7 protein-coding genes are annotated in these 5477 nt (G+C 47.3%); all 7 read left to right on the top strand.

From position 1 onward, the window contains the following. Positions 1-817 (top strand): NAD-binding protein (locus tag Q0389_RS02095; RefSeq protein WP_298691141.1); only part of this gene is annotated, 817 nt, incomplete at its 5' end. A gap of 71 nt (positions 818-888) precedes the next feature. Continuing rightward, entirely contained in the window at positions 889-1332 is a 444-nt protein-coding gene (gene fabZ, locus Q0389_RS02090; protein ID WP_298691139.1) for a 3-hydroxyacyl-ACP dehydratase FabZ, read from the top strand. A gap of 5 nt (positions 1333-1337) precedes the next feature. Continuing rightward, positions 1338-2123 (top strand): acyl-ACP--UDP-N-acetylglucosamine O-acyltransferase, encoded by a 786-nt coding sequence (gene lpxA / locus Q0389_RS02085; protein ID WP_298691137.1) that lies wholly within the window; start codon positions 1338-1340, stop codon positions 2121-2123. Continuing rightward, on the top strand, positions 2120-3352 hold the full coding sequence (gene clpX, locus Q0389_RS02080) for an ATP-dependent Clp protease ATP-binding subunit ClpX (protein WP_298691135.1): 1233 nt from the start codon (positions 2120-2122) through the stop codon (positions 3350-3352). The genes lpxA and clpX overlap by 4 nt, the downstream gene beginning before the upstream one ends. Before the next feature lie 9 nt (positions 3353-3361). Beyond that, positions 3362-4399, top strand: a complete 1038-nt coding sequence (locus tag Q0389_RS02075) for a rod shape-determining protein (RefSeq protein WP_298691133.1) — start codon at positions 3362-3364, stop codon at positions 4397-4399. Continuing rightward, entirely contained in the window at positions 4392-5153 is a 762-nt protein-coding gene (gene mreC / locus Q0389_RS02070) for a rod shape-determining protein MreC (RefSeq protein WP_298691131.1), read from the top strand. The genes Q0389_RS02075 and mreC overlap by 8 nt, the downstream gene beginning before the upstream one ends. Positions 5154-5290: 137 nt before the next feature. After that, positions 5291-5477: hypothetical protein (locus Q0389_RS02065; protein ID WP_298691129.1), on the top strand; the 187-nt coding region annotated here is incomplete at its 3' end.

The following is a 5477-nucleotide window of genomic DNA, read 5'->3' as shown; positions in this document are numbered from 1 at the left end:
TATCGCAAGTTATAAAGACTTGCTATTGGGAGCATTTTTCTTCGGGGTGGGGACGAAAATCGATTTGCTCTTCTTTTTGTCCAACATCCATATCATCGTTTTTATTTTCATTTTTGCGATGCTTTTTAAAGCACTGGTTATCTATGCCATCATCCGACGCAATTCCGACAAAAACACCTCAGCCAAAACGGCCCTCTCTCTCGCACAGATCGGAGAATTTTCATTTGCCGTTTTCGCTCTTGCGGGATCGCTCAAATTGATCACTCAGGAGATGGCGAGCTTTCTGATTCTTGTCAGTGTCATTTCGATGATTCTCACACCGTTTATCATCGGCAATATCTATAAACTCTCCTCCTATTTTGAAAAAGAGTTTTACGAATCCGACGTCATTACCCCTATCGGACGACAAGACCATATCATCGTTGCCGGATTTGCCATGCTGGGAAAAATCGTCGCCGCAAATCTCAAAGCGCAAGATGCCAATTTCGTTATCATCTCCGATAACCTCAAGCATGTACTACATGCCAGAAAACTGGGATACATGGCCTATTTCGGGCACTTAAACAAACTTCCCGTTCTCGAGTCGCTGATGGTCAAAGAGGCCAAAGCCGTTATTATCACCATGAGCAGCGAACACTCCCGCCGCCTGATCAGCGAAGCGGTACTCGGCTACGACAACGAAGCCCACGTCATCATCAAAATCGACAGTGTCGATGAGCGAAAAAGCATGCGTGATCTTCCGAAACTGGAGTTTGTTGACGCCAGCTTCGAAGTAGGCGAATTATTGGTGAAACGGGCACTTAAAACCAGTATTTAACATCATTATCAATAATTAACCATTTTTGCGGTAAAATTGGGCGACTTTTTACCTAAAGGTGTTACCGCAATATGATCGATGTCGTGCAAATTCAAAAAATTTTACCCCACCGTTTCCCTTTTTTACTTGTCGACCGAGTGACAAGTCTAACTCCGAACGAGTCTTTGATCGGCTACAAAAACGTCACTATCGGCGAACAAATTTTTGAAGGGCATTTTCCAGGGCATCCTATCTATCCGGGTGTCATGATTTTGGAAGGTATGGCCCAAGCAGGCGGTATTTTGGCATTTCAGAGTATGGATATGACCGAAGAAGAAGCGGCACAAAAAGTCGTCTATTTTATGAGTATCGACGGTGCCAAATTCCGTGCTCCCGTCCGTCCCGGAGATCGGTTGGAATACCGTATGAGCGTTGTGAAACACAAAGGCTCGATCTGGGTGCTGGAGGGAAAAGCGTATGTAGATGACGCGCTCGTATCCGAAGCAGAACTAAAAGCAATGATCGTGGACAAGTAGGCGCTATGAGCTTGATTTCTCCGCACGCCATTATCGAAGAAGGTGCCCTTATCGGGCCGGATGTCGAAATCGGGGCATTTTGTTTTATCTCAGGAAAAGCAAAAATCGGCAAAGGGACGAAAATAGCCCAAGGTACGTGTATCTACGGAAACACGACAATCGGCGAATACAATGATATTTTTTCCCACGCCGTTTTGGGTTCCATTCCTCAGGACTTGAAATATGCCGGGGAAGAAGTAGAGTTGATTATCGGCAATTACAACAAGATTCGCGAATTTACCCTTTTTAATCCCGGTACTGCCGGGGGCGGCGGAAAAACCGTCGTCGGAGATCACAATCTCTTCATGGGATACGTCCATTTGGGCCATGATGTCATCATAGGAAATCATTGTATCCTTGCCAATGCCGCAACGCTTGCAGGGCATGTCGAAATGGGCAACTTCGCCGTTATCGGCGGAATGACCCCGGTACACCAGTTTGTCAAAATCGGAGACTATGCGATGATCGCCGGAGCTTCGGCATTGTCTCAAGACGTCCCTCCTTATTGTCTGGCGGAAGGAAATCGTGCGGTTTTGCGCGGATTGAATCTCAACGGTCTGCGCCGTCATCTGGAACGCGAACATATCGATGCGTTGCGTTCCGCTTATCGCGAACTCTTCGAGTCGGGAAAACCTCTCCAAGAAGTTGCAAACGCCTTATTGGAAAACGAATCAAACGAGTACGTTAAAAATCTGTGTAGTTTTATCGCCAATACCAAACGGGGAATCCCGTATGAAAGGAATCAATCATGATTCATCGCCACTGCAGTTTCTGTGATGCGCCCGAGAGCGATCACAACCCGTTAATCGCGGGGAACAACGTCTATATCTGTAAAAACTGTGTCTTCTCTGCATACAAAATCATGTTCGGAGACAGCGATACCGATACGGCTGCCGTACAAGAACACATCAATGCCGAACTCCTGACCCCTAAAGAGCTTAACGCCTTTTTGGGCCAATATATTATCGGTCAGGAGCGTGCCCGAAAACTCCTCTCGGTCGCCGTATACAATCACTACAAACGGATTTTCAAACACACCCAAATCGATGACGATACGGAAATCGCAAAATCGAACGTCCTTTTGATCGGGCCGACGGGAAGCGGGAAAACGCTTATGGCACAATCAATCGCCCGCGTCCTCAATGTCCCGATTGCGATCGCCGACGCCACTAGCCTGACTGAGGCGGGATATGTAGGCGAAGATGTCGAAAATATCCTCACCAAACTGCTTCAAGCAGCCGACGGCGATGTCGAACGGGCGCAACAAGGGATCGTCTTTATCGATGAGATCGACAAAATTTCCCGTATGAGCGAAAACCGCTCGATTACCCGTGACGTATCCGGTGAAGGGGTACAACAGGCATTGCTGAAAATCATCGAAGGTGCCGTCGTCAATATCCCTCCTAAAGGGGGACGCAAACACCCGAACCAGGATTTTATCCAAATCGACACCTCCGGTATTTTGTTCATCTGCGGCGGGGCATTTGACGGACTCGGACAGATTTTGGAACGCAAAAAAGGAAAAAATGTCATGGGCTTTGGTCATGACAAACGCAATACGACCGAAATCGACGACAGTTTCGACAACGTCGAACCGGATGATTTGGTCAGTTACGGCCTCATTCCCGAACTGATCGGACGGCTTCCGATCATTGCATCGCTTAATAAAATTACCGAAGAGGAGATGGTTCGCATTCTGACCGAGCCGAAAAACTCTCTCGTCAAACAATATACCAAACTTTTTGCGATCGATAATGTCGAACTTTCTTTTGAAAACGATGCCCTCCTTGCCATCGCTGCCAAAGCGTTGGCACGTAAAACGGGAGCGCGCGGATTGCGTGCCATCATGGAAGAGATCATGGGAGATACGATGTACGAGCTTCCTGAATACAGCGGATATGAAGTGCTTATTACCAAAAATGTAGTAGAAGAGAATACCCAGCCGGTATACATCAAAAAAACGAATCAAAAAAGTGCATAGGACGAAATAATGCTATTTAATAAACTCATCGGAATGTTTTCAAACGACCTCTCTATCGACTTAGGGACTGCCAATACCCTTGTTATTTCAAAAGGCAAAGGGATTATCATCAACGAGCCATCCGTCGTTGCCGTCAAAACGGAAAAATACGGTCAGCAAAGAGTACTTGCCGTCGGGCGCGAAGCCAAAGAGATGGTCGGTAAAACGCCGGGAAATATTAAAGCGATCCGTCCGATGAGAGACGGCGTCATCGCCGATTTCGATATGACGGAAAAAATGATCCGTAAATTTATCGAAAAAGCGCACGGACGAACCAGTCTTATCAGTCCACGTATCATCATTTGTATCCCTTACGGCTTGACACAGGTCGAACGTAAAGCGGTACGCGAATCGGCAATGAGTGCAGGGGCACGGGAAGTTTATCTGATCGACGAACCGATGGCAGCCGCAATCGGAGCGGGAATCGATATCCGTGAACCAAAAGGGAATATTATCGTCGACATCGGCGGGGGTACGACCGAAATCGGCGTTATTTCGCTCGGCGGATTGGTACTATGCCGTTCCATCCGTGTTGCGGGTGACAAAATCGACCGTGCCATCATGGATTACGTCAAACGCAAATACAACCTTTTGATCGGTGAACGTATCGCTGAAGATATCAAAATCAATATCGGTACAGCGATGCCGCTGGCGCAAGAACTTAAAATGATCATCAACGGCCGTGACCAGGTCGAAGGGCTTTTGACTTCGATCGAGCTTACCAGCGAAGATGCCCGTGAAGCGATGCGCGATCCTCTCAAAGAGATTCTTGAAGCGGTACGCGACGTTCTTGAGAACATGCCGCCGGACTTGGCAGGCGATATCGTCAATAACGGTGTCATCCTAACCGGAGGGGGAGCATTGATCCGCCAACTGGACAAATATCTCTCAGAGATCATTAAAATTCCCGTCTACGTTGCCGACGAACCTTTATTGTGCGTAGCGCGCGGAACCGGTCGTGCACTCGAGGAGATCGATCAACTCCACGAGCTGTTCGATAATGAATAAACAGACCATCAGCCTCGCTCTGTTTCTCGCCGTTTTGGTGGGAGGAGCGCTCTATTTCACCAACATTCTTCAATCACCGATTCTTCGGCTTAATCTCATGCTTAAAGCCTCTTATCATAATGTTACCGAAACCATTGAAAACAGTATCAGTGAGCACTTCAATCAACAAGCTACGATCATCGATCTTCGTGAAAAAAACAGCTTTTACGAAAAAGAGCTTTTATCCATGCACCAAATAGCCGACGAATACCAAAAGCTATTGCATGAAGAGAACACCACGATGAAAACCGATGCCAATGTCTCTTTGGCCAGAGCTCTTTCGTATGTCCGATTCGGAGACCCCCACCGTGTATGGCTGGAAATGGACGGATTCGATCCGAAAAAGGTTTACGGGCTTTTGTATCGGGGCTATGCCGCGGGCATCGTCGTAGCCAATAACAACAAACCGATGGCTCTGCTCAACGGAGACGTTAAAAGTTCTTATGCGGTCAATATCGGGACTACCCTCGCTCCGGGAATCGTTAGAGGAAACAACGATCGCCGGATCATTGTCGAATTCATCCCGACATGGATACCGATCGCCGTCGGCGACGAAGTTTTAACTTCAGGGCTGGATCGGATCTTTTTAGCCGGTCTGAAAGTCGGAAAAGTCGTTTCCATTACACGGGCCAGCGGATACCAAAGTGCCGTTGTCGAACCTTATTTTTACGGTAAAAATCCTGCTTATTTTCACGTTATAACCAACGTACGCTAAGATCTCCGTTTAGGGGGTTATCCCCCCCAAATTCATCGTATTCAATTCTCGCTTTGTACCCTTGCGTTACCCGCTTGTAATCGGATTTTAAGTGCTTCTCGTCTATAATAATAAAATTTTTACTGACAGGGGTCTCAATGCCAAAACGCGACGACATCAAAACGATATTACTCATCGGATCAGGCCCGATCGTCATCGGTCAAGCCTGTGAATTTGACTATTCAGGAACACAAGCGGTCAAAACACTCAAAGAGCTTGGCTACCGCGTAGTTTTGATTAACTCGAATCCGGCAACGATCATGACCGACCCCGAATTTGCCGATC

It is taken from the genome of uncultured Sulfuricurvum sp. (assembly GCF_937936435.1).
GTDB lineage: Bacteria > Campylobacterota > Campylobacteria > Campylobacterales > Sulfurimonadaceae > Sulfuricurvum.
This window is presented reverse-complemented; position numbering and strand designations above follow the sequence as displayed.